This is a genomic window from Isosphaeraceae bacterium EP7 (genome assembly GCA_038400315.1).
GTDB lineage: Bacteria > Planctomycetota > Planctomycetia > Isosphaerales > Isosphaeraceae > EP7.
Genome location: CP151667.1, coordinates 4,766,673 through 4,793,254, shown reverse-complemented (window position 1 = coordinate 4,793,254; position 26,582 = coordinate 4,766,673). Strand labels below are relative to the sequence as shown.

The window sequence follows — 26,582 nt, the reverse complement described above, 5'->3', positions numbered from 1 at the left end:
GACCGTCGATGTCGAATCCCCGTATCCTCGTGATCGAAGACGAGCGAGCGCTCCTCGAAGTCCTGGCGTATAACCTCGAACGCGAAGGGTTCGAGGTGATGACGGCCACCGACGGCCAGGACGGCCTCAGACAGGCGCAGCTCAAGCTGCCCGACCTGGTGGTGCTCGACCTGATGCTGCCGGTGATGCCCGGCCTGGACGTCTGCAGGGCCCTCAAAGGGGAGCCCAGGACGCGGGCGATCCCGATCATCATGCTGACGGCCAAGGCGGAGGAGTCCGACGAGCTGATCGGCTTTGCGCTGGGGGCCGACGACTACGTCACCAAGCCGTACAGCCTGAAGGTGCTCGTCCAGCGCATCCGCAAGGAACTGCGCAGGGACCACCGCCAGGACCAGTCGGCCCAGGTCATCGAGAGTCAGGGGGTCGTCGTCGACCGCCAGCGACATCGGGCGACCGTCCCCGAGGGCGAGCTGGTGCTCACGCCGACGGAGTTCCGCCTTCTTGAGGTGCTGCTGAGGCAGCCGGGACGTGCCTTCAGCCGTCACGAGCTGATGGACGCGGCCATTGGCGAGGACGCCATTGTCCTGGAGCGGACCATCGACGTCCACGTCAAGAGCCTGCGGAAGAAGATGGGCGAGACGGCCGACCTCATCGAGACGGTACGCGGCGTTGGATACCGATTCCGCGAGCCGGGCTCGAGCCCGAATTCGGATGAAGACTGACCAGGGGCTCCAGCACCGTCGTCGGTGTCGCGGAGAGGACGACTTCGGAGTTGACCCGGCGACCCGGCGCAGCCACGGGGCGAGCGCGGCCGTCGACCAGCTCGGCCCGGACGACGGAGACCGTTCGCGGGGCTTCGATTCCCAGGCGGACCTGCCCCCCCTCGAGTCGAACCACGGTGACGCAAATCTCGTCGCCGATGTACAGCTTTTCCATGAGCTTGCGCGTTAACACCAGCATGGTGCGGCTCCTAGGTCGTTCGCAGATCGGCCCGAACGCCCCGGACGGGGCGGCCTCGGCCATCGGTTGGTTTATGCCCTCGACGTGCGGTCGGGGCGTCTGCAAGAACACTAGCTCGCATCCGACCAACCCGATAAAAAATGCGGGATGTTGGCCTTCGAAGAACCAACCGAACCGTGAGGGCCGGTCCGCGCGCACCACCGGGGCCTCGCCCGTCTGGTAATTGTCGGGCCCAGCCCCGACAATCGTGGGCCTTCGACGCGTCGGCGGCCGCGCGACCCCCCTGACGGGCCGCCGTCCGCGGCGCCCCTCCCTACGTCGTCCTCGAGCCCGCAATTATGTCGCACCCATCGGTCATCATCATCGGGTCGGGCTCGGCCGGCCTTACCGCCGCCCTCTATACCGCCAGGGCCAACCTCGCCCCGATCGTCTTCGAGGGGAAGGAGCCGGGTGGCCAGCTCACCTGGACCACCATCGTCGAGAACTTCCCGGGCTTCCCCGACGGCATCAACGGCCCCGACCTGATGGAGCAGATGCGCAAGCAGGCGCAACGCTTCGGCGCCGACACCCGGTTCGAGACCGTCACCAAGGTCGACTTCTCCAAACGCCCCTTCCGCGTCTGGGCCACCGAAGACCCCAAGGACGAGAACTCGGCCGTCGTCGAGTACAAGGCCGACGCCGTCATCATCGCCACAGGCGCCTCGGCCCGCCTGCTCGGCCTGCCCAGCGAGTGGGAGTTCATGGGCTTCGGCGTTAGCACCTGCGCAACCTGCGACGCGGCCCTCTACCGCAACCGCGAGGTCGCCGTCGTCGGCGGCGGTGACACGGCCGCCGAGGAGGCGAACTTCCTCACCAGATTCGCCAGGAAGGTGACGCTTATCCATCGCCGCGACGACTTGCGCGCCTCCAAAATCATGCGCGAACGCGTCCTGGCCAATTCCAAGATCGAGCTGGCCTGGAACACCGAGGTCGAAGAGGTCCTTGGAGCCCGCGAGCCGTACAAGGTGGTCGAAGGGGTCCGCCTCAAGTCGACCGACGACGGATCGAAGCGCGAGTTGAAGCTCGACGGGCTCTTCCTGGCCATCGGCCACGTCCCCAACACGTCGGCCTTCGAGAAGCAGCTGGCGATGAACGCCGAGGGCTATCTGTTCAACCGGACCTCCCTGGCCTGGAAGGATGCCGGCGGCCCGGCCGACTGGCACGAGAGCTTCCCCGAATTCGGCACCAGCACGAGCATCGAGGGGGTCTTCGCCTGCGGCGATGTGGTGGACACCCACTACCGGCAGGCGATCACCGCCGCCGGCTCGGGCTGCGCCGCCGCGATCGACTGCGAGAAATGGCTGGAACTTCAGGGCGAATGAAGTCGCTCACGGTGCGTCGTTTTCGCCCAGACCACCTCGTGCGACGGGATGGGATGGGCAACCGGTGACGGCCGTGGTAGACCTTTCGCCTTTTGCAGGTCCGTTGACTACAATGATTTCGTCCGAATCGCCCGATCGCCACTCAGGCGGGCGGCCGTCGGCCTTGCCGCAACATCCACGGGAACGGAAACGTATGGAGAGCCGACCGCCTCAAGAATCGCCCAAGAAGGCGCCCGCCAAGCCGCGCAAGGCCCCGAGCCCCGGAGGCGCGCAAACGCCCCCCTGGCTCTGGATCTTCGTCGTCGGCATCGTCGGCCTGTTCATTTATATGATCAAGCCCCGCGACGAGACGGTCGTCGACTTCAGCCCCTTCTTCACCGAGCAGGTCGACAAGGACAATATCGAGAGCCTCGTTGTCATGGGCAACGAGGTGAAGGGGAAGCTTCGCGTCAAGACGAAGTACAACCCCCCGTCTCCCGCACAGACCGTCGACGTCGACAAGTTCGTCGCCTATCTGGCCCGGGACGAGTCGATCGACCCGATCATCGCCAAGCTTCGCTCGACCGAGAAGGTCAACGGCCACGATCGGCGACTCGTGCGGATCCAGGGGAGCCCCCGCGACACGGCCAATAGCCTGGTCTGGGCGACCCTCCTGCTGCCGACCTTCCTGATCTTCGGGCTCGTCTACTTCATGATGCGCCGGGCCCGCGACCAGTTCGACGGCGGGATCCTGGGCAACTTCGTGAAGAGCCCCGCCAAGCGGCACGACAAGTCCAAGAGCCGGACCACCTTCGAGGAGGTCGCGGGCCTCGAGAACGCCAAGATGGAGCTTCAGGAGATCGTCGAGTTCCTGAAGAACCCCGAGAAGTTCCAGCGCCTCGGCGGCCGGATCCCCAAGGGGGTCCTCCTGATCGGCCCTCCGGGCTCGGGCAAAACGCTGCTGGCCCGCGCGGTGGCCGGCGAGGCGGGGGTCCCTTTCTTCTCGATCTCGGGATCGGAATTCATCCAGATGTTCGTCGGCGTGGGCGCCAGCCGCGTCCGCGACATGTTCAAGACGGCCAAGGAATCGAGCCCCTGCATCCTGTTCATCGACGAGATCGACGCCGTCGGCCGGGTCCGAGGCGCGGGCCTCGGCGGCGGGCATGACGAGCGCGAGCAGACCCTCAACCAGATCCTCACCGAGATGGACGGGTTCTCGCCGAATGAGAGCGTCATCGTCCTGGCCGCCACCAACCGGCCCGACGTCCTCGACCCCGCGCTCCTGCGACCCGGCCGGTTCGACCGCCACGTCACCGTCGACCGCCCGACCCGCAAGGGGCGGATGGAGATCCTCAAGGTCCACACCCGGAACATCCCGCTGGCCGATAATGTCGACCTCGACTACATCGCCAAGGGGAGCGTCGGGATGAGCGGTGCCGACCTGGCTAACCTCGTCAATGAGGCGGCCCTGCTGGCCACACGCCTGGACAAGCCCGCCGTCGACATGGACGACCTGGACGCCGCCCGCGACAAGATCATCATGGGGGCCAAGCGTGAGGAGGTCATCACCGAAAAGGACAAGCGCCTGACCGCCTACCACGAGGCCGGCCATGCGCTGGTCGCCTGGTTCATCCCCCAGGCCGACCCAGTTCACAAGGTGACGATCATCCCCCGAGGACGTTCCCTGGGCGTGACCCACTTCCTCCCCGAGGAAGACCGGATCGGCATCAACGCCGGCGAGGTCCTCGCCCGCCTGGCGGTCGCCTTCGGCGGCCGTGCGGCCGAACGCCTCGTCTACGACGAGTTGACCGCGGGCGCCGCCAATGACCTGAAGCAGGCCACCCGTATGGCCCGGATGATGGTCACCCAGTGGGGCATGAGCGAGCGGGTCGGGCCGATGTTCTTCCGCGAGGGCGAGGAGCATCCGTTCCTCGGCCGCGAGATGGGCGAGACCCGGGACCATTCCGAGCACACCGCCCAGCTCATCGACGAGGAAGTCGTCCGGATCCTCCGCGAGGCCGACGAACGTGCCTACCTCCTCCTGAAGGAGCATCGCGACGAGATGGAACGCCTCACCGAGGCGCTCATCGAGCGCGAGGTACTCACCGTGGGCGAGATCGAGGAGTTGATCGGCAAGCGTCCGAAGGGGGCCGAGCCGTCCCCGAAGGACGCCGTGATCGCCTCGATCGACAACCCCGACTCCCTCGGTTAAGCTGGCCACCCGGCCGTGCGGATGCGGCCCCCGAGTCGAGACTCGGGGGCCGCTCTCGCGCGCCGATCGGGCGAGGCCGCCCAGGGGGTGTCCGGGGGTCGGACGCCAGGGGCCGCTTCGCCGCCCGCTTCGTCCGTGCGCCGACCACGTGCGCCCGACGCTCGCCGAGGAGCCCCCGCCGTGCCCGCCGCAACTCCCTCATCCGCCCCCGCCGTCGTCTGCGCCGGGATCATCGTCGCCGACCACCTCTGCACCCCGATCGACCACATCCCGGCCGCCGGCGAGCTCGTCCCCGCCGATGAGCTGGTGCTGAACATCGGCGGTTGCGCCACCAACGCCGCGATGAACCTGACCCGCCTGGGCGTGCACGCCACCGTCTGCGGCAAGGTGGGCGACGACGTCTTCGGTCGGTTCGTCGCGCAGACCCTCACCGACGCGGGCGTCGACGTCGGAGGGATCCGCATCGACCCCGACCGGGCCACCAGCCAGTCGCTCATCATCAACGTCCGCGGCCAGGATCGCCGGTTCATCCATGCCGTCTCGGCCAGCAAGGGGTTCGTGGCTGCCGACATCGACGCGGCGCTCGCCGCGGGGATGCCGAAGGTCCTCTACGTCGGCGGCTACCTGATCCTACCCGGCCTCGACCCCGCCGCGCTCGCCGACCGATTCGCCAAGGTCCGCGCCTCGGGCGGCTGGACGATGCTGGACGTGGTGACCACCGGCCCTGGCAATCACCTCGACCTTCTCCGCCCGGTCTTGCCGCAGACCGACCTCTTCCTGCCCAACACCGACGAGGCCGCCATCATCCTGGGCGAGCACGACCCCGTGCGGCAAGCCCTGGCCTTCCGCGCCATGGGCGCCCGACGGGTCGTCATCACCTGCGGCGACAAGGGTTCCGTCGTCGCCTCCGAAGGGTTCAACGCCCGCGTAGGCGCCTACCCGGTGAACTTCGTGGACGGATCCGGCGGGGGCGATGCCTTCGACTCCGGCTACATCGCCGGCCTTGTCGACGGCCTCCCAGAGCTGGAATGCCTCAAGCTCGCCAGCGCCGTCGGAGCAAGCTGCGTCCGCGCCGTCGGAACCACCGCTGGCGTCTTCAACCGCGCCGAGGCAGACGCGTTCATCGCTCAGCACTCCCTGTCGGTCGAGACCTTCTAGGCGGTCATCGCCTGGGTGAGAGGGGTACAAGGGGCGGGCTGCGCATCGATGCGAAGGTGCCCGTCCCTCGTTCCCGGGGGTCGCAGTTTTGAGGCCGCCATGCCCCACCGCCTCCCCTTCCCCCGATCGATCAGCGACCGGATCATGGCCCCCTACGTCGCCCTCGCCCTGGCAAGCGTCGGCGGCACCGCGCTGGCGTGTGCCTCGTGGGCTGGGTCTCAGGCTCGCACCCAGTTCCTCGAACGCGGTCGTGGCATCGCGCAGACCCTGGCCCGCTCGAGCTTCCCCTGGACCGGACCGGTGCTCGGCCAGCTCAAAGGGCTCGGCGGGGCCGAGTTTGTCCTCCTGAGCAACGGCGGCCAGCTTCTGGCGAGCACCCTCTCGCCCTCGGCGTCCGACGTCCGGGCTCTCGCCGCCAACCTCCCGCGCCCGCCCGATTCGACCTCTTTCGAACGGGAATGGACCAGCGGCGGCGAACGCTTCAGGGTCTCAGTGCTCGACCGGCCGACAGACCGCGGCGGGCCGAGTCGCCTGGTCATCCTGCTTCCCGAGGCGGGCCTGAACGACGCCGCCCGAGATGCAAGCCGCGCCGCGATCGTGCCGGGCTTGGTCGCCGCGGTGATCGCCGCCTGGCTGGCAAGCCGGATCGCCGCGGGCCTCTCTCGCCCGCTCTCGGCGGTGCTGGACGCCATCCGCCAGGTTGGCCGGGGCGACCTGGAGCCGACCGGCTTGCCCATCGGCCGCAGCGATGAGATCGGCGAACTCGCCGAAGGGGTGGCGCAGATGGCAGGCTGGCTCCGCAAGCTGCAAGACGAGCAGGCGCGGACCCATCGGTTGCAGCTCATCCAGCAGGTCAGCGCCGGCCTGGCCCACGAGCTGCGCAATCCCCTGACCGCCGCGCGGATGACCCTCCAGATCGACCTGGAACGCAACCCTCGCCGCGACGACCAGCCCGTGCGCATCGCGCTCGACGAACTCGCCAGGATGGAGCGTCAGGTCAAGCGGTTCCTCCAGATCGCCCGGCCCGAGCCGCAGTCGATCGAGCCCGTCGACCCGGGCGCACTCCTCGAACGCTGCGCCGCCAGCCTGGCGGCCACCGCCTCGCATCAGGGGATTCTCCTGGATGTCGAGCTTGCCGATGACCTCGCGCTCATCCAAGGCGATGCCGACCAGCTCGCCCAGGTCGTTACCAATCTCGCGGGCAATGCGCTCGACGCCACCGGCCCCGGCGGGCGCGTGACGCTGGCCGCTTCGATGGATGCGGGCCAGGTCTGCATCGACGTGCTCGACAGCGGACCGGGGGTTCCCGAGGGATCCGCCGGCCGGATCTTCGAACCATTCTTCACCACCAAGCCCGAGGGCGTCGGCCTGGGCCTGGCCCTCTGCGCCGCGCTCGTCCGCGAGCACGGCGGTACAATCGGTTACAGTCGGGTGGGGGGCCGCACAAGGTTCAGGGTCGGTCTGCCGGCCACGGCCCCCATGGAGAAGGGAGACGCAACGGCATGGCCTACGTGATGGTCGTCGACGACGAGCCGAGCATCTGCTGGGCGTTCCGCGAGTTCCTCACCGGCGACGGTCACCGCGTCTCGATCGCGTCCACGGCCGAGCAGGCCATCGAAGACGCCCGCGTCGCACCCCCGGACGTCGTCCTCCTGGACGTCCGCCTTCCTGGCCTCGACGGCCTCTCGGCCCTGGCACGCCTGAAAGGGCTCTGTCCGACCACACCGGTCGTCATCATGACTGCCCACGGCACGATGCAAACCGCCGTCGACGCCGTCCGAGGTGGCGCCTTCGACTACCTCCCCAAGCCGTTCGACCTCGATCAGGTCCGTCGCCTCGTCCGCCGTGCCATCGACTCCCGCGAGGCCCCGTCGCAGCCCGACCGCCGCGACGAGACCCCGGGCCTCATGGTCGGCCGCAGCGCCCCGATCCAGCAGGCGTTCAAGCAGATTGCCATCGCTGCGGCCTGCGCCGAGCCGGTCCTCATCACCGGCGAGAGTGGCACGGGCAAGGAACTCGTCGCCCGCGCGATCCGCCAGCATTCCGACCGTGCGTCCCAACCGTTCGTCCCGGTTCATCTCGCCGCCCTGCCCGATTCGCTGGCCGAGCGCGAGCTGTTCGGCCACGAGCGAGGTGCGTTCACCGGCGCCGACGCCTCGTCTCCCGGCCTGCTCGACCGGGCCGCCGGTGGCACCATCTTCTTCGATGAGATCGCCGAGACCCCCACCCTTCTCCAGGCCAAACTCCTGCGCGTGCTGGACGGCGGCGAGTATCGGGCCGTGGGCGGAGGCCCCGATCGCCATCTCCGCGCCCGGGTCATCTCGGCCACCAACCGCGACCTCGCCGACTGGGCCCGCACCGGTCGCTTCCGCGCAGACCTCTACTATCGCCTGGCCGTCCTCACCATCCACCTCCCCCCGCTGCGCGAACACCCCGACGACATTCCCCTGCTCTGGGACCACTTCGTCGGCCGGATCGTCGCCTCCCCCTCTGCCCCTCTCGACCCGGATTCCAAACTCGGCCTGGCCCTCCTCGCCCACGACTGGCCCGGCAACATCCGCGAGCTTCGTAACGCCGCCGAGAACGCCGCACGAGCCGCGCAGGGGGGCAGGATCCACGTCGACCACCTCCCCGCCTCCGTGACCACGCATCCGATCATTCAGCCGGAAAACCCCGCCGACGACCTCTCCAGAACCATCGAGGAATGGGCCGCCGCCCGCGTCGACGTCGCCGAGACCGAGGGCACGCCCCTGCACGAGGCCTTCGTCCAGGCCGTCGAAGGCCCCCTGCTCCGCACACTCTACACCTGGTCCCACGGCAACCAGGCCCGCATGGCCCGGGTCCTGGGCCTGCACCGCACCACCCTCCGCCAGAAACTCCGCCGCCTCGGCCTCGACCGCCCCTGATCCGGGCGGCCGAGATGAATGTCGCGGCGACGAAGACCGATCCCAAACAGCAATTACCGGGCGTGAGGATGCCGGCCTATCGCAGGAATCGGACCTGACGGATTGTCGTTCAACTCGGTGACGGATCGACTCCGAGCTGCGACCTGACAGCGTCGAGATGCTCGTCTTGGCCGCTCGTCAGCGCGAACAAGGCATATTTGATGGGGAAGGCGGAGAGCCTCTCGCCGATGTGGCCATGCATGCCCGGCCATGTCCGGCCGCCTGCCTGGTCATATACGGCCAGGAGACGATCGAGGCCTTCCTCGCCGAATCCCATGAGATGGAAGATGAAGTCGATCGAGGGGTCATTCACCTCGGCCTCGGTCCAGTCCAGAATCCCCGTCGCCCTCGAGGTTTCATCAACGAGGACGTGACCGACGTGAAGGTCACCATGGACTAGTGTCGTGAACGGAGGCCACGACGCGTCGTCATCGAGCCAGGCCCGCCATCGGCGGTCGAGTCCTTCGCCGACCCCGATCTCGCGTTTCACCCGATCAAGGTCGTCGGCAACAGACCGCCGCGCCTCCTCCGGCGATGAGACCTTCAGCCCGGCCGCGTCAGCCTCGGCGGGATCGATCCCGTGCAGCGCCGCGAGAGCACGGGCGAGGCTCCCCACGAATGCTGTGGACTCCTTATCGATATTCCATGTCGGCACCTTGGTCGCCGGATCCAGGGTCACGGCAGTCGTGCCGGCCAGGCGCGGATAGGCGATTAGCTCCGGCGTGATGATCCGCCAATCGGGGACCTCAACCGGCAGCCTCCCCTTGAGGAGGTCAAGGACGCGTGCCTCGTTCTCGGCCCGCCGGATGACATCAGGACGGCGGGGAACCCTCAGCACCCAGGGCGTGCCCCCCGTGTCGGTCGCCAGGCCAACGCGGAAATCGAGGCCGAGGTCAATCAACTCGATCTCGCCGTCCAGCGCGAGTCCACGATGTCCAGCGATCGCCGCGACGGACTCCTCGTCGGACTGCCTGGATTCTGATCTCGTCATTGATTTCTCCCATGCCGCGTGGACGACTACCTGACACCTTCAGGGCGAACCACCGTCAATCAACAGTCCTTCCGCGACCCTCTGTCCACGAAACTCTGACGTTCCTCGGGCCCGCCCAACACGGTGGAGCACGACGAGCAAAATGACAGATCCATCGACTACCATGAGAGTGTCACTCGCCCAGGTCGACACAGACGTCGCGGTCGGGTTCGCGGAATCAGGCCCCAGATCCATCACCATCCGAGACCTGACCCCGCCGTCTCGCCCTGCGGCGCGAGGGTCGAGTTCGATTCAATCCTGATCCGGAGATGCTTCCCCGAAATTCATGAACACATCGGCCATGCTGCGCAGGTGCTGCCGTAGATCATCAGGCCAGGCCTTGATCTGCTCTTCGAACCGTCGGGCATCGCCCGCGAACAAGGCCCGGCTCGCCTCCTCGAATCCAGGTCGATCGCCGGCCATGGCCGACATGAAGCGATAAGCCGCCTCGGTCGCCCTCCTGGTTCGGTCCCGCGACTCGTTCTCTCGCCTGGCCACTTCGACCAATTTGCGAAGAGCCACCGACGCGCCGCCGGGTTGTCCGTTGAGCCATTCCCAATGGCGCGGCAGCAGCGTGACCTCGCGGGCGACCACCCCCAATTTCGGCCGACCCGGCCCGCGCGTCGGCCCCGGCTCCTCGGGCCTTTCGGCAACGGGCCCATCGTCTGGAGTCGGTGGTAATAGCCTCTCCCGCACTTCCTCCGCGGTCCCGCGCAAGTCCCAATCGACCTGCTCGCCCGTCGAGTCGTCAAAGATGAGCACGGCCCCACTGGCCCCACGCTCGACGACGTCCCTTGTCAACAACGCCACCTCGGCCCGGTCCCCCGACGCGATGCGTCTGGCTCCCTCAAACGCCGTGTATCCCGACCGCTCGCCGCCATCCATCGTCGTGCCTCCCCGTGAATTGTCGCTCTCGACAGAATATTACCCGGATCAAACCCGAAATCAATATCATCCGGGTAAAATCGATTCGCGACGCCTTCCCGGGCATGATGCTCGGACGATGGATGCTTGACGGCGAACGTGCGGAATTGGTGGGATAAGCCCATGAAAGACCGCATCCTCGCCACGATTGGGCACCTGCCCCTCGTCCTGATCCTGAGCCTGTCGGCGTCGCAAGCCGAGGCCCGTGGACCGAATGTTGTCTTGATCTTCGTCGACGACCAGGGTTACGGCGACCTCGGCTGCTACGGCGGCAAGGGGGCGCCTACTCCCAACCTCGACAAGCTCGCGGCTCAGGGTAGGAGGTTCACGAATTTCCACGTCCCCCAGCCCGTCTGCTCCGCCTCCAGGGCCGGACTCTTGACCGGCTGCTATCCCAGCCGGGTCGGCATCCAGGGCGCCCTGAGGGCCGACTCGCGGGTGGGCCTTGCCGAGAGCGAGGTCACGATTGCCGAGATGCTGCGGGCGGGCGGGTATGACACCGGCATGGCAGGCAAGTGGCATCTGGGGCGGCCCACGCGGTTCCTCCCCACCCATCAGGGGTTCGACGAATATCTGGGGCTCCCCTACTCCAACGACATGTGGCCGGGCAACCCCCAGCTCAAGCAGAAGGACTACCCCAGGCTGCCGTTGATCGAAGGGGACGCCGTCATCGACCCCGAGGTGACGCCCGAGGATCAGCCGACCCTGACAAGTCGCTACACCGAGCGAGCCGTCGCGTTCCTCGACCGCCACAAGGGGTCCGACCGCCCTTTCTTCTTCTACCTGGCCCACAGCATGCCCCATGTCCCGCTGCACACCAGCCCCGCCTTTCACGGCAAGTCGGGGCTCGGGCCGTATGCGGACGTGCAGATGGAGCTGGACTGGTCCGTCGGCCAGGTCATGGTGGCGCTGGAACGCAATGGACAGGCCGACGACACCCTCTTGATCTACACCAGCGACAACGGCCCCTGGCTGAACTACGGCGACCATGGCGGCTCGTCAGGCCCTTTGCGCGAGGGCAAGGGAACCTGCTGGGAAGGGGGCATCCGGATCCCCTTCATCGCCCGCTGGCCCGGCAAGCTCCCCGCGGGCACGGTGTCGGATGACTTTCTCGTCACCATCGACCTGGCACCGACCCTGGCAGGGCTCGCCGGCGCCAGGCTTCCGGAGCACCCCATCGACGGCCTCGACGTCTGGCCGCTCCTCTCAGGCCAGCCCGGAGCCACCAACCCGCACGATGCCTACGTCTTCTACTACGGCAAGAATGAGTTGCAGGCGATCACAAGCGGTGACGGCCGCTGGAAGCTGCAACTCCCGCACACTTACCAGACGCTCGCCGGCAGGCCCCCCGGCCGCGACGGCAAGCCCGCTCGCTACGAGCCCAAGGCCATCGCAGCCCCCGAGCTCTACGACCTGAAGGCCGATCCAGGCGAGACCCGCGACCTTGCCGCAGCCAACCCCGACGTCGTCCGTCACCTTCTCGACCTCGCCGAACGCGCCCGAGTCGACCTGGGCGATTCGCTCATGGACCGCGTCGGTAACGGCTTGAGGCCCGCCGGCGAGGAACCCGCACCGGCCCGCTAAACTGATGGGCTTGGTGATAATTGGCAACATTGCCGAAAACCAGGGATGGACCGCCCTGATTTCAGGATAGTTCCCATAGGGGACCTCCGCGCCGATGGTGTCGCCCCCCGGAATGGCGGATTGAGATTGGCGACCGATTCTCCTAAGGTCAGAACATTTGGCTCAGACTAGACAATGTTTGTCCCGTTTCTGGACAGAAAGTGTCCACAGCAATCCTTCAAACGAAAATGACGAAACGAACCCGGGAAGCCTATGGAAACGCACTTCGAGAATGACTAAACGAACCCGAGAATCGCTGAAGTTAAAGCAATATCATGGGATACGCCTCGAATCCGTTTGTCCGTCGCTCTCGTGGTCTGGGCGATAAAACAAAACGAACCCGGGAATGGTCAGGCGACGGCCAAACCGATCCGGGCCTCCCGACCAGGGCGCGTGGTTTGCGATCTACATCGGAGGAGTCGGCCGGCACCGAAGCCGGGCCCGGCCTTGCTTGAGTCACTCTTGAGGGCTGTTGACGATGGAATCCATTCGCCGCCGGACGATCCTGGGCCTTGGTCTGGCAGCCGTCGCAGGGTGGGAGGCCGGACTCGGCCGCGTCTCGGCCTTCGGCGCGTCGCCCGCTCAGGATGCCGGCGCAAGCTCCGCCAAAATCGGCGAGCTGAACCGCAGGGGAGTCGAATTCCTCCGACCCCGGCAGGCGAGCGACGGGAGCTGGTCCGCCGATCGCAAGGAGCCGGGCATCACCGCCCTGGTCATCGCGGGCCTGCTCCGCTCGCGCCTCGTGACGCCGGCCGAGCCGTTCGTGGTCAAAGGGCTGGCCTATCTGGAGCAGTTCGTCACCGCCAAAGGGGGGCTCTCCGACGTCAACCACGCCAACTACGCCACGTCCATCGGCCTGATCGCGTTCCAGGAGGCGAACGTCGGCGGCAAGTATGACAAGGTGATCAAGGACGGCCAGAACTTCCTCAAGACGATGCAGTGGGACGAGACTGAAGGGAAAGCATCCGCTGATCCGTTCTACGGCGGGGCCGGGTACGGCGGTAAGAGCAACCGACCGGACCTGTCCAACACCACGTTCATGCTGGAAGCCCTGCACGACACCGGCTTGCCCGCCGACGACCCAGCATTCCAGAAGGCGCTCGTCTTCGTCTCGCGTTGCCAGAACCTCAAGAGCGAGTTCAACGATCAGGAGTGGGCCGGCAAGGTCAACGACGGCGGCTTCATCTACACTGCGGCCAACGGCGGCACCAGCGTTGCCGGCAAGGACGATCAGGGCGGCCTGCGGTCGTATGCCAGCATGACCTATGCCGGCCTGAAGAGCATGATCTACGCCGGCCTCACCAAGGACGATGCCCGGGTGCGGGCCGCCGTCCAGTACCTCAAATCCAACTACACCCTCGATGAGAACCCGGGCCTCGGCCAGAAGGGGCTCTACTACTATTACCAGGTCTTCGGCAAGACCATGGCCGCGCTGGAGCAGGAGAGCTTCGTCGATGCCAATGGTGCCTCGCACGACTGGCGGGCTGACCTCGTCGATGCTCTCGCCAAGCGACAGGCCGCCAACGGCAGTTGGGTCAACGCCAACGACCTCTTCATGGAAGGCGACCCCAACCTCGTCACCGCTTACGCACTGCTCGCGCTGGCCCAGGCCAGGCCCAAGGCTTGAACCAACCGACCGATGAACCAAGCCAGGGGGGGGCCAAAGTGCCCCCCTTCAGCCGTTCAGGCGACGATCCCGCGGACGACCTCGCCGTGGACGTCGGTGAGCCGCATGTCCCGCCCGCCGAACCTTGCCGTCAGCTTGGTGTGATCGACTCCTAGAAGGTGCAGCATCGTGGCGTGAAGGTCGTGGATCTCAACCTTATCCTGGACCGCATGGTAGCCGTAATCGTCGGTGGCCCCGTGGATGACGCCCCCCTTGATGCCACCTCCCGCCAGCCACATGGAGAAACCGAACGGATTGTGATCTCGCCCGTCGGTTCCCTGAGCCATCGGGGTCCGGCCGAACTCTCCGCCCCAGATAACCAGTGTCGAGTCGAGCAGCCCTCTGGCCTTCAGGTCGGTCAGCAGCCCCGCGATCGGCACGTCGGTCGCCCTCGCATTGTCGGCATGCCCCTTGACGAGGTTGCCGTGCTGGTCCCAACGGTCGGTCCCGACGTTGGGGCATAAGACCTCGATGAACCGCACACCGCGCTCCACCATCCGCCGGGCCAGCAGGCATTGCCGACCATAGATCTGAGTGTGAGGATAAGGATCGTCGAGCCCGTACAGCCGCCTGGTCGCCGCCGATTCCCCCGTGATTTCCGTCAGTTCGGGCACCGCAATCTGCATCTTGGCCGCAAGCTCATCATTGGCAATCGAAGCTTCCAGCGCATCGTGATGGCCGATCCGCCCCAGCACCCCGCGGTCCAGCCTGCCCAGCAGCTCCATCTTGCGACGACGCACCCCGGCATCGGCATCGGCCGACTTGAGATTGGCGACCGCCTGCTCGCCCGGCTTGAAGATCGAACCCTGGAAGGTGGCCGGCAGGAAGCCGTTGGTGAAGCAGTCGAGCCCGCCCGGCGGGATCAGGCCGCCGTTCAGCACAACGAACCCCGGCAAGTCCTTGCACTCGCTTCCCAGCCCATAAGTGACCCATGCCCCGTGGCTTGGTCGACCTTGAAGCCCCGACCCCGTATGCATGAAATAATTGGCGGCCGTATGCTCGGAGAACGACGAGACCATCGACCGGACCACCGCCATGTCGTCAACATGCTTGGCGGTCGCCGGGAACAGGTCGCTGACCGGCGTGCCGCTCTGGCCGTACTGGCGGAAGGCCCAGGGGCTCTTGAGCACCTTGCCGACGTTGTCGAACTGGGTCGGCTGCGTCTTGACCTTGATCGCCTCGCCGTGCTCGCGGTCGAGCCTCGGCTTCGGGTCGAAGGTATCAACCTGGCTCGGCCCGCCGTCCATGAACAGGCAGATCACCGCCTTGGCTCGGACGGGCGGGTGCCCCGGCGCGTCGATCGCGGCGAGCCGGTCGCCGTAGGCGCGTTCGCCCATCAGGCCCGTCAGGGCCAGGGCGCCGAAGCCGTTGGCCGACCGGATGAGCATGTCGCGCCGGCTGAGCGGCCTGTCGACGAATCGTCCGCAGTGCATGGCAATCGCCCCGCCGTTCCGGCACTTCGATCAATCGACGAAGACGAACTCTTTGACGTTGAACAGGACGTGGCAGAGGTCGCCCCAGGCGCCCGCGTCGTCCTCAGCCCCCTGGACAAACGCCAACGCCGCGGCCCGCTCGTCGGCCGTCGGGCTGCGCCCGAAGGCGGTCCTGTAGAGCAGCTCAACCCGAGCCTCCGAGGTCCGAGGTCCTGCGGCCAGAACCCGTTCCGCCCAGAGTTTGGCCTGGCCCAGCACGAACGGATCGTTGAGCATCGTCAGGGCCTGGGCCGGCACGTTGGAGACGTTCCGCCGGCCCATGGGAGAGGCGGGCGGCGGGCTGTCGAAGGCCGTCAGCAGAGGAGCCAGGAAGTTACGTCTGACGTTCTGGTAGATGCTCCGCCGGCCGTCGCCGTCGATCGGCCCCGACGAGCCGGGACGACCCCGGCCGTCCATGAACTCGGTGAGGTGCACCGGCACGCTCGGGCCGAACATGTCGCCCTTCAACGAGCCCGAGCAGGCCAGGATCGCGTCGCGGATCGACTCCGATTCCAGCCTTCGCAGGTTCGCCCTGTGCAGCAGGATGTTGCTCGGGTCGATTCGTTCGGGCTCCGACGCCGGGTCGATCTGACTCGACATCCGATAGGCCCGGCTCGTCAAGATCAGGCGATGCATCGCCTTGACCGACCAGCCCCCCTCGACGAATCGGCTCGCCAGCCAATCGAGCAGCTCAGGATGCGAGGGAGCCTGCCCCATCTTGCCGAAGTCGTCCACCGACCGTACCAGGCCCTCGCCGAAATGATGCTGCCAGAGCCGGTTGACCATCACCCGGGCCAGCAGCGGGTTGTCGGCCGAGGCCACCCGCCGGGCCAGTTCGAGTCGACCGCTCCCCTTGTCCGGGTGCGGCTGATCGACGCCCGAGAAGGCCTCGAGCGAGCGCCTAGGAACCTCGGGACCCAGCGTCTTGTGGCTCCCCCGGATGTGAACTCGCTCGTCCTCGCCGTCGCCGTCGAGCAGCGCCGGCGCGTACTCCGGGGCGGGGACGGAGGAAGCCAGCGCGACATATCGGCGGTCCAGATCGCCATCTCGACGCCCGTCGATGGCGACCGGGACACGTCCCGTAATGACCGGCGGTGTGGCCGAGTCGGAGAACCGGATCTCGTCGACCGCGAGGTATCCGTCGCCGTTCGAATAGAACGGGATGGCGGCCTCATAGATGACCGTGCCGCCGTCGGCAAGCTCGATGTAGGCCCGCTGTCCATTCCAGGCCTCAAGCTTCATCGAATACCAGCGGGGCGTGTCACCGGCGTCAATGCCCATAGTCAGGCCGCCGTAGATCGGGCTGCGGATCTTCTCGAAGCCGTCGATCACGAAGTTGATCCGCCCACCCTTTCCCGCCGCGAGGACATGGACATACTTCGCCCCGATGGAGAAAGTCCTCGACCGCAAGACGCCCTGCAACCGGTCTGCGATCAGGCCGCTGTGGGCCTGGCCCGCGGGGATCTCCCAGCCGACCGGCCCCTCGGCGACGGTGTTCGGCCGGAATGCGCCCGGCTGGCTGGGGCCGTCGCCGAAGGCCTGCCCGGTCGCGGTCCAGCCCGCAAACCCGGGCGTCCCGAAGTCCTCGAACAGGATCGAGCCGTCGGCCGCGGGGGCCGCGACGGTCTCGGGACTCGTCCGCTTGGGCAACGCCTCAGTGAACTGCGACTTGATCGACCTGAGCTCGGCCGCCTTGGCGGCAATCTCGGCCCGCTTGTCGATCGGGGCGTGCTGATGCCTCGAACTGGCGAGGTAGCCCGCCAGCGCGTAATAGTCGCGGGTCGAGATGGCGTCGAACTTGTGGTCGTGGCAGCGGGCGCAGGCGACGGTCAGGCCGAGGAAGGCCTTGCTGATCACGTCCACCTGGTCGGACACACGACGCATCTGCTCCTCGCGGACGTCGACCGGCGAATGCGTCCCCTCGCCCAGCAGGAAGAAGCCGGTGGCGAGGATCGACTCATCGGCGCCGTTTGCCGGGTCGCGCCTGGGGTCGGGCACCAGGTCGCCGGCCAGGTGCTCGACCACGAACCGGTCGTAGGGGACGTCGGCATTGAACGCACGGATGACGTAGTCGCGATATCTCCAGGCGTCCAGATGATCATAATCGAACTCGTGCCCGGCCGTCTCGGCGAACCGGACGAGATCGAGCCAGTGCCGGGCCCAGCGCTCGCCGTAGTGCGGCGAGTCGAGCAGACGGTCGACCACCTTCGCGAAGGCGTCTGGCGCCATGTCGGCCATAAAGGCGTCGACCTCCGCCGGGGTGGGCGGAAGCCCGGTCAGGTCGAAGGTCGTGCGGCGGATCAAGGTTACGCGCCCGGCGTCCGGGGCGGGCTTCAAGCCCTTGGCTTCGAGCCTGGACAGCAGGAATCGGTCGATCTCGCCGGTGGGCCAGGCCTCGTCGGCGACCCTGGGCGGCTCGGCGAGACGGACGGGCTGGAAGCTCCAGTGCCTGGCCCGTTCGGTCAGGTCGAAGTGATTCGAAGGCTTGGCCGCGGCCGCGACCGACGCGGGCCAGGGGGCTCCCATCTCGACCCAGCGAGTCAGGGTCGCGACCTCGGCCTCGGGCAGCCGCGATTTCGGGGGCATCTGGTACAGTTCGCCGTAGCGGATCGCGTCGACGAGCAGGCTCTCTGCGGGCTTCCCGGGCACGACCGCGGGCCCGGTGCCTCCGCCGGCCAGTGCCGACGGGAGCGAGTCGAGCCGAAGTCCCCCCTTCTGCTTCGCCTCGCCGTGGCACGACTGGCAGCGGGCGACCAGCAGCGGGCGCACTTCCTTCTCGAAGAACTCCTCGCCCGGGCCATCGCCGGCCATCGCAGCGGCCGTGAACCAGAGGCAGAGCGAGCCAAGCGACGCGAATCGTGCGGCCAAACTCATGGTCAGACCCTCTTGCGCATTGTCCAACCCTTGTTCAAAGGCTACCACGCCGCCGCCCCGTTCACAACCCGACCGCCGTGCGGCCGCGACCTTGACGCACCCCATCGCGTCGGTCATGTTGGGCACGATCCCGAGGATCCACGCATGCCCAAGCCAACCGACGTCCGGCCGATTGCCGCCGAGCTCTACTTCCTGCCGATCAAGACCCGCGTCCCGCTGAAATTCGGGACCGAGGTGACGACCGAGGTCACCTGCGCCCGGGTCCGGCTGACCGTGGCCGACCGCGAGGGCCGGACCGCCGTCGGCTGGGGCGAGACCCCCTTGAGCGTCCAGTGGGTCTGGCCCGCCGCCGGGCATTTCGCCGACCGGCATCGGGCGCTCAAGGAGTTCACCTCGAAGCTGGCCGCGGCCTACGTCGCCGGCCCTGAATTCGGCCACCCGATCGAGGTGGGCCACGCCTTCCTCGAAGACGGGCTCCCGTCGCTGCTCGACGAGTTCAACGAGGGCCGCGACGACGATCCGGGGCCGGTCCCACACCTCGCGGCCCTGGTCTGTGCCTCGGCCTATGACATCGCCCTGCATGACGCCTTCGGTGTCCTCCACGGGGTGCCGATCTACCAGACATACAACGCGGCCTGGATGAACAGCGACCTCTCCGCCTTTCTGGAGCCGGCCGAAGGTTCCCGGGTCTCGTTCCATGGCCTCTATCCCGAGGACTTCCTCGTCGAAGCCCCCGCCGCCCTGCCCGCCTGGCATTTGGTGGGAGGCAAAGACCCCGTCTCCGCCGCCGAGTTGACGGGCGACGAGCCCGACGACGGGTATCCCGTCTTGCTGCGAGACTGGATCCGACGCGACGGCCTCGACTGCCTGAAGGTCAAGCTCCGCGGCGACGACCCGGCCTGGGATTCCAGCCGCCTGGTCGAGATCGGCCGGATGGCGATCGAGGAGGGGGTCTCCTGGCTGACCACCGACTTCAACTGCACCGTCTCCGACCCCGCATACGTCAATGCGATCCTCGACCGGCTCGTCCGCGACGAGCCACGGATCTACGGGATGATCCTCTACGTCGAGCAGCCGTTCCCGTACGACCTGGAAGCCCATCCGATCGACGTCCACAGCGTCTCGGCACGCAAGCCCTTGTTCATGGATGAGAGCGCCCACGACTGGCGTCTCGTCCGCCTGGGCCGCTCGCTGGGCTGGACCGGCGTCGCGCTCAAGACCTGCAAGACGCAGACCGGCGCCCTCCTGTCGCTCTGCTGGGCCAAGGCCCACGGGATGACCCTGATGGTGCAGGACCTGACCAATCCGATGCTGGCCCAGATCCCCCACGTCCTGCTGGCTGCGCACGCCGGGACGATCATGGGCGTCGAGACCAACGCCTGCCAGTTCTACCCCGATGCCTCGCTGCCAGAGATGCCCGTCCACCCGGGCCTCTATCGCCGCGAGCAAGGCGTGGTCCGGCTCGACTCGATCTCGGGGCCGGGCTTCGGCTATCGGGTCGACGAGATCCGACGCGAGCTTCTCCCGCCGGTCGTGGCCGTGTCACGTGGGAATTGACCGATCCATTGCCTCAAACGAACCAAGCCCCCGGAGTCGAGCCCATGTTGCCGCGCACTCGCCGACTCGCCCTACTCCTGACCCTCGGACTCGGGCTCGTCACGACGCATGAGTCCGACGCCGACGTGCCGGCACAGATGAAGATCGTGCTCGTCTCGGGCTCGGAGGAGTATGAGTCCGATCGCACCCTGGCCGCGTTCGCGGAGTCTCTGCGTACGACCTGGCCGGTGAAATGCGTGCTCCTCAAGGCCGAGGGTGATTCCAGGCTGTCCGGGCTCGAGGCGCTCGACGACGCCGACGTCGCGTTGTTCTTCACGCGTCGCCTGAAGATTGAAGGGCCCGAGCTCGACCGGATCAAGGCCTACGTCGCCTCGGGCAAGCCGATCGTCGCCGTCCGCACGGCCAGTCATGGGTTCCAGAACTGGCTGGCATTCGACAAGGAGGTGCTCGGAGGCAACTATCAAGGGCATTACGCCAACGAGATCTCCCAGCGTGCAACGCCGGTAAAGGGTGCCGAGGGTCATCCGATTCTGGAAGGCGTGCATGGGATCGCTTCGCGGGGGAGCCTGTACAAAACGGGCCCGATCGCCGCGGATGCGACCACGCTGCTCGTCTCCAAGAGCCCCGAGGCGACGGAGCCGGCGGCGTGGATCCGCGAGCGTAATGGGCAGCGCGTCTTTTATACGTCGCTGGGTGCGCCGGGGGATTTCGACAACGCGGGCTTCCGCAGAATGCTGGTCAACGCCCTCTTCTGGGCCGCCAACAGGCCCGTCACGCATGCCGATCCAGTAACCCCCTCCGAGCCGCCGAAGGCCGAGGGGACGCTGACCTTGAAGGTCCGTGGCCGGGTCGAGGCGGTCAAGGGGAGCGGCCTGTTCGCCGACGACCTCTCCGAGCGTAAAGTCCCGGTCTCCGAGACGGCCATCGTCATCTGCGACATGTGGGACAAGCACTGGTGCTCGGGCGCCACGGCTCGCTGCGGCGCAATCGCCGCCCGGATGAATCCGGTGCTCGACGCCGCCCGTGCCAAGGGAATCCGGATCATCCATGCCCCGTCGGAGTGCATGGACTTCTACCAGGGATCGCCTCAGCGGGTCCGCATGCAGCGGGCCGCCAAGGTCACTCCCCCCGCGACGGCCCCGGACCGATCCGTCGAGCCGCCGCTGCCGATCGACGACAAGGACGGCGGCTGCGACACCGACGACTCGATGTACCTGGCCTGGACGCGTCAGACCCCACTGCTGACGGTTGCACCCGAGGACGGGGTCAGCGACAGCGGCGTCGAGATCTACAACTTCCTCCGCCAGCAAGGGATCAAGAACCTGCTCATCATGGGCGTGCACACGAACATGTGCATCATGAATCGGTCGTTCGCCATCAAGCAGATGACCCGATGGGGGATCAACTGCGTCCTCGTCCGAGACCTGACCGACGCGATGTACGATCCCAGGGACCGGCCCTACGTGCCGCACGACGAAGGAACGAATCTCGTCGTACGGCACATCGAGGCCTACTGGTGCCCGTCGATGACGAGCGGCGAACTGCTCGAAGGCCTCCCCCGCTGAGGGCTATTTCGTCTCGCGCAGGAGGATGCCACGCAACAGGTCGACCGGCACGCCTCCTTGCGCGACGAATGCGTCGTGAAACTCGCGGAGTGTCTTACCCGTCTTCGCCAGGTAGTCGCGCCTCAGGTCGAGGATCTGGAGCTTGCCGTAGGTGTAGTAAAGATACGTCGGGTTGTAGGCACCGCGGCGCGACTCCTCGTAGGCATTGGCGGGCTCCTGAAAGCCCTTCTCGACGAAGAGCCTGGCGCCCTCCTCGACGGTCATCCCCTGGGTGTGGAGCTTGATCCCCACGACATACCGACAGTCACGCAGGAGTGCTTCCTGAAGCTGGGCCAGGCGAATCTTGCGGTCTCCACCGCCGAACCCCTCGTCGACCATCATCTGCTCGGTGTAGTGGGCCCACCCTTCGACGTTGGTGCCGCAGAAGACGAGCTTGCGGGTCTTGGTGGGGAACGACTTGGCGTAGAGGAACTGGAGGTAGTGGCCGGGATAGGCCTCGTGGATGTTGATCATCGCCACGACGGGCCCGTTGTAGAGCCGCAGGTGCTCCTCGGCATGCTTGGCGTCCCAGTCTTTCTCGACCGGCGTGACGTAGTAGAACGCCTCGGTGGCCTTGGCCTCGAACGGCCCGGGGGTGTCCATCGAGGCGAAGCTCCCCGATCGTGCATAAGGGGGCGTCTCCTCGATGCGAGGGGGGACCGGCGACGGGATCGTGGCGATCCCCTTCTCGGCGACGAACGCGCGTGTTTCGTCGATCGAGCGGCGGACCGAGGGGATCAGGTCGTCGGCGGTGGGGTGCTTATCGGAGAGCGACGTCATGACCTCCGCGGGCGACTTCTTGGGGTCGATGAGCTTTGCGGTCTCGACGAATGCGGCATAGTCCTTGGCGAGCTGGGCCTCTCCTCGCGCGAGAATCTCCGGCAGGGGCCGGTCGACCAGCTCCTCGTAGAGGAGCTTCTTCGAAAACATCTCGGCGCCGATGGCATACTTGCCCTTCGACCGCAGTTTCAAATCGGCCTCGAGCCAGCTTGCAAACGCCTTGAGCGAGGCGATCGCCGCGGCGTTGGCGACCTCGAATTCGTGGGCGAGCGGACGATCCTGGCCTGCGGCATCCTTGGCCCAGGTCGGGATGGAAGTTTCGAAGAAGCCGACCGACCCTTTGGCCATGCGGATTGCCAGATCGGTGAACTCCTTGGGTGGATTCTCCAGGTTGGCACGCGCCGCGGCGTGGATGGCCGGGACCTGCTTGAGGCGGGCGATCAGCGAGCGCAGACGCTCGTGGGGCGGGGCGAAGTCGCGTTTCATCAGGCCGTCGACCGCCCCACCGGGCAGGCCCGCATAGATCATCGGGTTCGTCTTCCAGAGCTCGAGCGTATCCATGTCGAGCAGCTCGGCCCGGATCTGGCCTTCGAGGATCCTGGCGTCGACGGCGTCGTCGGGCGAGAGCTTGTCGAGGTCGAATTCACCAACCTCGTCGAGCTGGACGTGGAGGTCGGCGACTCTTGCCTTGATGCTCTCTCGGGACAGGTTCTCGAGCCTGGTGTCGTATTCGTGGAGGCCCGCGGCGGTCCCCTGGGATGGGTTCTCGCGGAATTTGGCGGCGAAATAGCGTTCAACGAAGACTGCGAAGGGTTCGTCGGCCTTCGGCGGCGAGGCCAGGGCCGCATGCGTTCCGGCCCCGAGCCAGAGTGCGAGCGGTGCAAAGAGCCAGTTCATCGAAGAGGGTCGCATCGCGGGGTTGCTCCCTTGTGTGTCGCGTGTCGGGGCCGGGCTGGCCCCGCCTTGGCGCGGATTGGCCGATTGTCGCAGGTCTCACCGGCGATGCGAGGGTCCTGGAATCGACCCGCCAAGGGAATGGCCGAGCCAACGAGTGGTCGGTAGGATGTCCCCCTTGCCGCGCTTCGCGGACCGCCCCTCTCAGGAATCCACGACATGCCCGGACTTGCCGTCGACCACCCGAGCGAGACGCCTTCCAAGTGGAATCCGCTCGATGCGCTCGGCCTGCACCGGCCCGAACTTCGGGCCTGGGCGATGTACGACTGGGCCAACTCGGCGATGGTCACCACGATCATCGCGGCGGTCTTCCCGATCTTCTACTCGAAGGTCGCCAGCCACGGCCTGCCCACCGAGGTCGCCGATCGCAACTTCGCCTGGTCGAGCACCATCGCGATGGTGATCATCGCGGTCGTGGCGCCAATCCTGGGGGTCATCGCCGATCAGCGGCCGATCAAGAAGAAACTGCTCGGGTCGTTCATGGCGCTGGGCATCGCGGCTGTCGCCTCGATGTTCTTCATCGCCCAGGGTGATTGGCTGCTCGCGTCGGTGCTCTTCATCGTTGCGAATATCGGGGCCAATGGAAGCTTCGTCTTCTATGATGCCATGCTTCCTCATATTGCCGACGAGCATGAGATCGACCGCGTGTCGACGGCCGGTTATGCGCTCGGCTATGTCGGCGGCGGGCTGCTGCTGATGGCCAACCTGGCCTGGATCCTCAAGCCCGAGTGGTTCGGCCTGCCGTCGGGACCGAACCTCACGTCGGCCCAAGCATCGCTGCCGGCCCGACTGGCCTTCCTGTCGGTGGCCATCTGGTGGCTGGTCTTCTCGATCCCTCTGTTCCTCCGCGTGCCCGAGCCCAAGGTGAGGCGGGTCGAGTCGCAGGGCAGCCCGATCCGCGAGGCGTTCGCACGACTGGGAGCGACGTTCGGTGAGCTCAAGAAGTACCGGCAAGGCTTGCTGATGCTCGTCGCGTTCCTGATCTACAACGACGGGATCGGCACGATCTTCCGGATGGCCACGATCTACGGGACGTCGAAGGGGATCGATTCCAGCGTGATGATCGCTTCGCTGGTGCTCGTCCAGTTCGTGGGTATCCCGTTCGCGTTCCTGTTCGGCGGGCTGGCGGGCCGATTCGGCTCGAAGAACCTGATCCTGTTCACGCTTGTCGTCTACATCTTCATCAGTATCCTGGGATACTTCATGGAGACGTCCTGGCACTTCGTGCTGCTGGCCATCCTGGTCGGGACCGTGCAGGGTGGAAGCCAGGCGCTCAGCCGCTCGCTGTTCGCGGGCCTGATCCCTCGTGACAAGTCGGGCGAATTCTTCGGCTTCTTCGCGGTGATGGAGAAGTTCGCCGGGATCTTCGGCCCCGCGCTCTTCGCGATCAGCATCCAGCTGACTGGCTCGACCCGCAACTCGATCCTGACGGTGATCCCGTTCTTCATCGTCGGCGGGGCGTTGCTGATGATGGTGAACGTCGAGGAGGGCCGGAAGCTCGCCAAGGCCGCGGAGGGGTCGGGCACCGTCTGAGCGTGCCCGGGCCCCCTTCCCCGCACCGCGATCAGACCTCGACGGTGCGGGTCGACTCGCGGCGGACGAGGGCCGCGGCGATGAAATCTCGGAACAAGGGGTGGGCCTTCGTCGGCTTCGACTTGAACTCGGGGTGGAACTGCACGGCCAGGAACCAGGGGTGGTCGACGAGTTCCATGATCTCGACGAGCGAGCCGTCGGGGCTGGTCCCGGTGGGGATCAGGCCGTTCGCCTCGAACGCCGCGCGGTAAGCGTTGTTCAGCTCATAGCGGTGCCGGTGCCGCTCGTGGATCAGGTCCTGGCCATACGCACGACGCGCCGCGGAGTCGGGCGCCAGGACACACGGATAGCTGCCCAGCCGCATCGTGCCGCCGCGCTGGAGGACATTCGACTGATCGTCCATCAGGGCGATGACCGAGTTCTGAGTGGTCGGGTCGAACTCGGTGCTGTTGGCGTCGGCCAGGCCCAGGACGTCGCGTGCGAACTCGATGGCGGCACACTGCATCCCCAGGCAGATGCCGAAGAAGGGGATGTTCTTGCGGCGGGCGAACCGGATCGCCTCGATCTTCCCCTCGATCCCGCGCATCCCGAACCCGCCAGGGACGAGGATCCCGTCCACGCCCGAAAGCACGTTGGCCGCCCCTTCGCGGTCGACGTCCTCGGCCTCGATGCGCCGGACAACGACGCGCGCCCTGTGCGCGATGCCCCCGTGATCGAGCGACTCGTACACCGACTTGTAGGCGTCGCGATGCTTCATGTACTTGCCGACGACGGCGATGGTCACCTCCGTGTTGGGGTGCATCACGCGGTCGACCAGCTCGCGCCAATCTCCAATCTCCAGCGGGCTGGCCTTCAGGCTCAGGCGCTTGACGATCAGGTCATCAAGCCCGTTGGAGACGAGGCTGAGCGGCACCTCGTAGATCGTGAATTCCTTGTCCCGCTCCTCGATGACAGCCTTGCGGTCGAGGTTGCAGAACAGGCCGATCTTCTCGCGGTCTTCCGCCGAGATGGGGTGCTCGGTGCGGCAGATGAGGATGTCGGGCTGGATGCCGATCTGCCTGAGCATGCCCACCGAGTGCTGGGTCGGCTTCGTCTTCAACTCCGCCGCCGCCTTCAGGTAGGGGACGAGCGTCAGGTGAATGAACAGGCAATTCTCGCGGCCCACGTCGATGGGGAACTGGCGGATCGCTTCCAGGAACGGCAGCCCCTCGATGTCGCCGACCGTGCCGCCGATCTCGGTGATGACGACGTCGACGTCGTCGGTCGCCAGCCGATGCACGGCCGCCTTGATCTCGTCGGTGACGTGGGGGATGACCTGAACGGTCCGCCCCTCGTAGTGCGTCCCCTCGCGTTCCTTCTGGATCACCGAGAGGTAGATCTTGCCCGTCGTGTAGTTGGAATCCTTCGTCAGCGGGGCCTCGGTGAACCGCTCGTAATGGCCGAGGTCGAGATCGGTCTCTGCGCCGTCGTCGGTGACGTAGACCTCGCCGTGCTGGTAGGGGCTCATCGTCCCGGGGTCGACGTTGATGTAGGGGTCGAACTTCTGGAGCCGGACCCGCAGGCCCCTGTGCTCGAGCAGCATCCCGATTGATGCGCACGAGAGACCCTTGCCCAGCGAGCTGACGACGCCCCCGGTCACGAAAATATGCTTGGCCATGACGGCTCCCGGACCGAAACTCGGATCCACGCGCGAGGCGGGCGGTCCCGCTGGACCAGACCCATCAGTCTATCATACGGGGGGACGACGGCCGGCCTCCGACGTCGTGGTCGGGCCGGCACCGAGCAGGGCCCGCGATCAATACCCCCACGGGGACTCGAACCCCGGTCCCTAGGCTGAGAACCTAGTATCCTAGGCCACTAGACGATGGGGGCTGACGGGACTTATTGTTACCCCTGACCGAGGGGTTGTCAACCCTCCAGGCCGATCGAAAGCCGAAGACGACGTTATCG

The 26,582-nt window shown here is 66.7% G+C and carries 18 protein-coding genes and 1 tRNA gene; 11 read left to right on the top strand and 8 right to left on the bottom strand.

Annotated features, from left to right (window positions below; translation table 11 throughout):
* The first annotated feature begins 8 nt into the window (after window positions 1-8).
* Window positions 9-722, top strand: coding sequence for a winged helix-turn-helix domain-containing protein (locus tag EP7_RS18525; RefSeq protein WP_463523385.1), 714 nt, complete (start codon window positions 9-11; stop codon window positions 720-722).
* On the opposite strand, the gene EP7_RS18520 is transcribed toward EP7_RS18525, so the two are convergent.
* Window positions 649-960, bottom strand: coding sequence for a carbon storage regulator (locus EP7_RS18520; RefSeq protein WP_463523383.1), 312 nt, complete (start codon window positions 958-960; stop codon window positions 649-651). The genes EP7_RS18525 and EP7_RS18520 overlap by 74 nt on opposite strands.
* Window positions 961-1,298: 338 nt before the next feature.
* Here EP7_RS18520 and trxB point away from each other — a divergent pair, with 338 nt between their 5' ends.
* The 5 genes from trxB (at window position 1,299) to EP7_RS18495 (ending at window position 8,576) form a co-directional block, all read left to right on the top strand.
* Window positions 1,299-2,321 (top strand): thioredoxin-disulfide reductase, encoded by a 1,023-nt coding sequence (gene trxB, locus EP7_RS18515; RefSeq protein ID WP_463523381.1) that lies wholly within the window; start codon window positions 1,299-1,301, stop codon window positions 2,319-2,321.
* 193 nt (window positions 2,322-2,514) lie between these two features.
* A complete protein-coding gene (gene ftsH, locus EP7_RS18510; protein ID WP_463523379.1) occupies window positions 2,515-4,512 on the top strand; it encodes an ATP-dependent zinc metalloprotease FtsH in 1,998 nt (665 codons plus the stop codon).
* A 180-nt stretch (window positions 4,513-4,692) separates the two neighbouring features.
* Window positions 4,693-5,670, top strand: coding sequence for a carbohydrate kinase family protein (locus tag EP7_RS18505; RefSeq protein ID WP_463523377.1), 978 nt, complete (start codon window positions 4,693-4,695; stop codon window positions 5,668-5,670).
* Window positions 5,671-5,769: 99 nt separating this feature from the next.
* Entirely contained in the window at window positions 5,770-7,185 is a 1,416-nt protein-coding gene (locus tag EP7_RS18500; protein ID WP_463523375.1) for a sensor histidine kinase, read from the top strand.
* The gene (locus tag EP7_RS18495) at window positions 7,173-8,576 is read left to right on the top strand and encodes a sigma-54-dependent transcriptional regulator (protein ID WP_463523373.1); all 1,404 of its coding nucleotides are present in this window, start codon (window positions 7,173-7,175) and stop codon (window positions 8,574-8,576) included. The genes EP7_RS18500 and EP7_RS18495 overlap by 13 nt, the downstream gene beginning before the upstream one ends.
* 109 nt (window positions 8,577-8,685) lie before the next feature.
* Here EP7_RS18495 and EP7_RS18490 read toward each other — a convergent pair whose 3' ends face one another.
* Both EP7_RS18490 and EP7_RS18485 read right to left on the bottom strand, forming a co-directional pair.
* A complete protein-coding gene (locus tag EP7_RS18490) occupies window positions 8,686-9,606 on the bottom strand; it encodes a macrolide 2'-phosphotransferase (RefSeq protein ID WP_463523371.1) in 921 nt (306 codons plus the stop codon).
* Between the two features lie 291 nt (window positions 9,607-9,897).
* Window positions 9,898-10,530: a DUF2239 family protein gene (locus EP7_RS18485; protein WP_463523369.1), complete on the bottom strand. Its 633-nt coding sequence runs from the start codon at window positions 10,528-10,530 to the stop codon at window positions 9,898-9,900.
* 162 nt (window positions 10,531-10,692) lie between these two features.
* On the opposite strand from EP7_RS18485, the gene EP7_RS18480 reads away from it, so the two are divergent.
* Entirely contained in the window at window positions 10,693-12,153 is a 1,461-nt protein-coding gene (locus EP7_RS18480; protein ID WP_463523367.1) for a sulfatase family protein, read from the top strand.
* A gap of 517 nt (window positions 12,154-12,670) precedes the next feature.
* Window positions 12,671-13,819, top strand: a complete 1,149-nt coding sequence (locus tag EP7_RS18475) for a prenyltransferase/squalene oxidase repeat-containing protein (protein ID WP_463523365.1) — start codon at window positions 12,671-12,673, stop codon at window positions 13,817-13,819.
* Between the two features lie 56 nt (window positions 13,820-13,875).
* Here EP7_RS18475 and EP7_RS18470 read toward each other — a convergent pair whose 3' ends face one another.
* Window positions 13,876-15,291, bottom strand: coding sequence for a DUF1501 domain-containing protein (locus tag EP7_RS18470; RefSeq protein WP_463523363.1), 1,416 nt, complete (start codon window positions 15,289-15,291; stop codon window positions 13,876-13,878).
* Between the two features lie 30 nt (window positions 15,292-15,321).
* The gene (locus EP7_RS18465) at window positions 15,322-18,204 is read right to left on the bottom strand and encodes a PSD1 and planctomycete cytochrome C domain-containing protein (protein WP_463523361.1); all 2,883 of its coding nucleotides are present in this window, start codon (window positions 18,202-18,204) and stop codon (window positions 15,322-15,324) included.
* A gap of 144 nt (window positions 18,205-18,348) precedes the next feature.
* On the opposite strand from EP7_RS18465, the gene EP7_RS18460 reads away from it, so the two are divergent.
* Together EP7_RS18460 and EP7_RS18455 are read left to right on the top strand one after the other, a co-directional pair.
* Window positions 18,349-19,761 (top strand): enolase C-terminal domain-like protein, encoded by a 1,413-nt coding sequence (locus EP7_RS18460; RefSeq protein ID WP_463523359.1) that lies wholly within the window; start codon window positions 18,349-18,351, stop codon window positions 19,759-19,761.
* Window positions 19,762-19,805: 44 nt separating this feature from the next.
* Window positions 19,806-21,326 carry a ThuA domain-containing protein gene (locus tag EP7_RS18455; protein ID WP_463523357.1) on the top strand — a complete coding sequence of 507 codons (1,521 nt, stop codon included), beginning with the start codon at window positions 19,806-19,808 and terminating at the stop codon, window positions 21,324-21,326.
* Window positions 21,327-21,329: 3 nt separating this feature from the next.
* Here EP7_RS18455 and EP7_RS18450 read toward each other — a convergent pair whose 3' ends face one another.
* Window positions 21,330-23,057: a DUF885 domain-containing protein gene (locus tag EP7_RS18450; protein WP_463523355.1), complete on the bottom strand. Its 1,728-nt coding sequence runs from the start codon at window positions 23,055-23,057 to the stop codon at window positions 21,330-21,332.
* Window positions 23,058-23,258: 201 nt separating this feature from the next.
* On the opposite strand from EP7_RS18450, the gene EP7_RS18445 reads away from it, so the two are divergent.
* Window positions 23,259-24,632, top strand: coding sequence for an MFS transporter (locus EP7_RS18445; RefSeq protein WP_463523353.1), 1,374 nt, complete (start codon window positions 23,259-23,261; stop codon window positions 24,630-24,632).
* A 31-nt stretch (window positions 24,633-24,663) separates the two neighbouring features.
* Here EP7_RS18445 and EP7_RS18440 read toward each other — a convergent pair whose 3' ends face one another.
* Entirely contained in the window at window positions 24,664-26,289 is a 1,626-nt protein-coding gene (locus tag EP7_RS18440) for a CTP synthase (protein WP_463523351.1), read from the bottom strand.
* 142 nt (window positions 26,290-26,431) lie between these two features.
* Window positions 26,432-26,504 (bottom strand) — tRNA-Glu (locus EP7_RS18435).
* Window positions 26,505-26,582: the final 78 nt, after the last annotated feature.

Coding starts and splice junctions, on each gene's coding strand:
- EP7_RS18525 (WP_463523385.1), top strand. CDS start 9: ATGTCGAATCCCCGTATCCTCGTGATCGAAGACGAGCGAGCGCTCCTC.
- EP7_RS18520 (WP_463523383.1), bottom strand. CDS start 960: ATGCTGGTGTTAACGCGCAAGCTCATGGAAAAGCTGTACATCGGCGAC.
- trxB (WP_463523381.1), top strand. CDS start 1,299: ATGTCGCACCCATCGGTCATCATCATCGGGTCGGGCTCGGCCGGCCTT.
- ftsH (WP_463523379.1), top strand. CDS start 2,515: ATGGAGAGCCGACCGCCTCAAGAATCGCCCAAGAAGGCGCCCGCCAAG.
- EP7_RS18500 (WP_463523375.1), top strand. CDS start 5,770: ATGCCCCACCGCCTCCCCTTCCCCCGATCGATCAGCGACCGGATCATG.
- EP7_RS18495 (WP_463523373.1), top strand. CDS start 7,173: ATGGCCTACGTGATGGTCGTCGACGACGAGCCGAGCATCTGCTGGGCG.
- EP7_RS18490 (WP_463523371.1), bottom strand. CDS start 9,606: ATGACGAGATCAGAATCCAGGCAGTCCGACGAGGAGTCCGTCGCGGCG.
- EP7_RS18485 (WP_463523369.1), bottom strand. CDS start 10,530: ATGGATGGCGGCGAGCGGTCGGGATACACGGCGTTTGAGGGAGCCAGA.
- EP7_RS18480 (WP_463523367.1), top strand. CDS start 10,693: ATGAAAGACCGCATCCTCGCCACGATTGGGCACCTGCCCCTCGTCCTG.
- EP7_RS18475 (WP_463523365.1), top strand. CDS start 12,671: ATGGAATCCATTCGCCGCCGGACGATCCTGGGCCTTGGTCTGGCAGCC.
- EP7_RS18470 (WP_463523363.1), bottom strand. CDS start 15,291: ATGCACTGCGGACGATTCGTCGACAGGCCGCTCAGCCGGCGCGACATG.
- EP7_RS18465 (WP_463523361.1), bottom strand. CDS start 18,204: ATGAGTTTGGCCGCACGATTCGCGTCGCTTGGCTCGCTCTGCCTCTGG.
- EP7_RS18460 (WP_463523359.1), top strand. CDS start 18,349: ATGCCCAAGCCAACCGACGTCCGGCCGATTGCCGCCGAGCTCTACTTC.
- EP7_RS18455 (WP_463523357.1), top strand. CDS start 19,806: ATGTTGCCGCGCACTCGCCGACTCGCCCTACTCCTGACCCTCGGACTC.
- EP7_RS18450 (WP_463523355.1), bottom strand. CDS start 23,057: ATGCGACCCTCTTCGATGAACTGGCTCTTTGCACCGCTCGCACTCTGG.
- EP7_RS18445 (WP_463523353.1), top strand. CDS start 23,259: ATGCCCGGACTTGCCGTCGACCACCCGAGCGAGACGCCTTCCAAGTGG.
- EP7_RS18440 (WP_463523351.1), bottom strand. CDS start 26,289: ATGGCCAAGCATATTTTCGTGACCGGGGGCGTCGTCAGCTCGCTGGGC.